The organism is Caenispirillum bisanense, from assembly GCF_039523075.1.
In the GTDB taxonomy this organism is placed as follows: domain Bacteria; phylum Pseudomonadota; class Alphaproteobacteria; order Rhodospirillales; family Rhodospirillaceae; genus Caenispirillum; species Caenispirillum bisanense.
In genome coordinates this window covers 1-2,210 of the sequence record NZ_BAAAEP010000115.1, presented here as the reverse complement: position 1 = coordinate 2,210, position 2,210 = coordinate 1, and the positions used below count along the sequence as shown (strand labels likewise).

Below are 2,210 nucleotides of genomic sequence, written 5' to 3'. Positions count from 1 at the left end.
AGCCCCCACATCTCGAAGGCTTCATAGGGAGCGACATCCATGGACGACAAAGACCCGGCCACCTCCCGGTCCCTGCCGATCTTCGCCCTTCAGGCCGGAGAGACGCGCTTTGCCCTGGATACTGCGGAAGTGATCCGCTGCATCCGCGCCGCCAGCGATGCCGGCATCGTGCCGCCGGTTCCAACCGGCTGGGGCTCGCTTCCCACGGGCATTCCCGGAGAAGCCACCCCGCGTGACCAAGCCTCCGCCCTCGCCAACCCCGCCACCATCGAGGCGCTGGTAGAGGACAGCTGCCCCCACCATGGCATCCATGCCTATTTCGTCGCGCGGCTGGAGCAGGGCGGCACCGTTCCCCTCGACCTTCCGACCGTCCTTCAATGCCTGTGGCTTTCACAATCCCAGGGCGCTTTCGATCCACTTTCAACGGCGTGGTGGAATACCATCGTCATGGATCATGACCTGTCCTGGGTCATGCCATGACGGTAAAAGCGATAATTGGAGAGGGTGACACGCCATGCGGGTTTACAAACTGCACCCCCGGACCATCGGGGAACGGGAACTGACCGTGGACGCTTTCGAGGAAGGCACCCAAAAGCAGCCCCCCTGGTATCAAAAAGACGCCAAAGACAACAAGGAACGGCATTTCGCCGTGTGCCCCGCCTGCGACAATCCTATCCAGATCATCGGGCTCACCCAACAACAGCTCCACACGGAGCGGCCATATGGGCGGCACGCCAACACCCCCGTTCCCGGGTTCGCGCTGTTCGATTCGACGGTGTTCGACTGGTGCCCCTACCTGGCCAAGAACCGGAGCGGAACCGTCACGGGCAAGCGGGCAGCGGACATCGATGACATCGCCCTCTCGATCCTGGCCCTGGTGCTCACCCAATACGACCGGGTGGTCCATATCCTGAAAAGGGATCTGGGGTTCAAGATGTTTCCGAACCAGGCCCAGGATCTGCTCACCCACTGGTTCGACGCCGAGGGCTACCTGTACCGCGAGGCCACCCTACGGAACATCCCCTGGATGGTCGCCTACCGCGCCCGCGCCTTGAGCCTCTTCGGACAAAAGATCGAATCCGATGCGTTGCGGCAAGCCATCGCTGACGGCATCCCGGACCTTGAGGTCGCGGACAATGGCCGGCTCGTGAGACGGACGGGGGGCCGATACCGGAGCATCATGTGGTGCTGCATCCATCACCGCTTCGCCATGAACGACGAGGTGCTGGAGGAAACCATGGAGTTCGTGGTCACGGTCGACAATCAGAACACGGTCGTCCACCGGAAAACGGTGTCGTTCGAGCCGGAGTACTTCGACAATCTCCTCCGTCTACCCGAGAGCCAGGCCAGACGGGATCGCGCCCTTCTCAAGGCCACCCGCGAGGTGTTCCAGCAACGCCTTTCCCCTGATCTGCTTCACCGGGTCGAGGACCGTGCCCGCGCCCTCGAATCAGACGCCGCCGCGACACTGGCGGCCCCGCTCCACCGCCTCTAAAATCATCACCAGAAGGACCACCTCACCATGGGAGACCCACCATGCCGAAGAGCTACCTGAGCGAAGAGCGAAAGCGGAACCTGTCCCAGAACGCCCTCTATGCCGCGGAATCGGCCGCCGCCGATGATGCCGGCGACGAACAGGCGGCCTGGGAATGGCTGGCGCTCGCCGAAGTGCCGGCCCCGGCACTGCTGGCGGCCAAGCGTATGAATGGCGCCGACTGGATTCGCGCCAAGGGATTGAGAACCGAGACGGCGGAGAAGGCTTATGGAAAAGACTGGCTTGATCGAGAAGTTTGACCGCGCCTTCCTGCGGGAAAAAGTTCTGACATCCGAAGTGAACAAGACGTCGGAAGCTCAGGAACGGGGCAAAGTCCGCCTCAGCATGAACCAGCTGGTCCGCGAAGTCGGCAAGAGCGGCGACATTGACCTCATCCTGAACGTCGAACGCCGTTTCCTGGAAAACGACCTCGCCGAGTACGCCAACAGCAAGGGCATGGCCGACAGCCTCACCGCCGCCCTGGCCGAGTTGTCCGCCGCCGAGCGACTGGTTGAGAAGGTGCGCGATCCCGCCACCTACCGCTCCACCGACGAAGACCACAGCCTGCCCAAGAACCGCATCGCCGGCGTGCCGCGTGACCAGGCGCGGCAGTTCTTCTCCTCCCACGCCACCCGCCTGCTGAACCAGGACCGCTCCCGCCTCGACCCCGAGGAAA

4 protein-coding genes are annotated in these 2,210 nt (G+C 63.2%); all 4 read left to right on the top strand.

From position 1 onward, the window contains the following. The first annotated feature begins 39 nt into the window (after positions 1-39). Complete coding sequence (locus ABD056_RS22655) at positions 40-480, top strand: hypothetical protein (protein ID WP_343870559.1); 441 nt, start codon at positions 40-42, stop codon at positions 478-480. 34 nt (positions 481-514) lie between these two features. Continuing rightward, positions 515-1,495 (top strand): hypothetical protein, encoded by a 981-nt coding sequence (locus ABD056_RS22650; RefSeq protein ID WP_343870558.1) that lies wholly within the window; start codon positions 515-517, stop codon positions 1,493-1,495. A gap of 41 nt (positions 1,496-1,536) precedes the next feature. Beyond that, complete coding sequence (locus ABD056_RS22645; RefSeq protein WP_343870556.1) at positions 1,537-1,794, top strand: hypothetical protein; 258 nt, start codon at positions 1,537-1,539, stop codon at positions 1,792-1,794. 85 nt (positions 1,795-1,879) lie between these two features. Beyond that, positions 1,880-2,210 (top strand): hypothetical protein (locus tag ABD056_RS22640; RefSeq protein ID WP_343870554.1); only part of this gene is annotated, 331 nt, incomplete at its 3' end.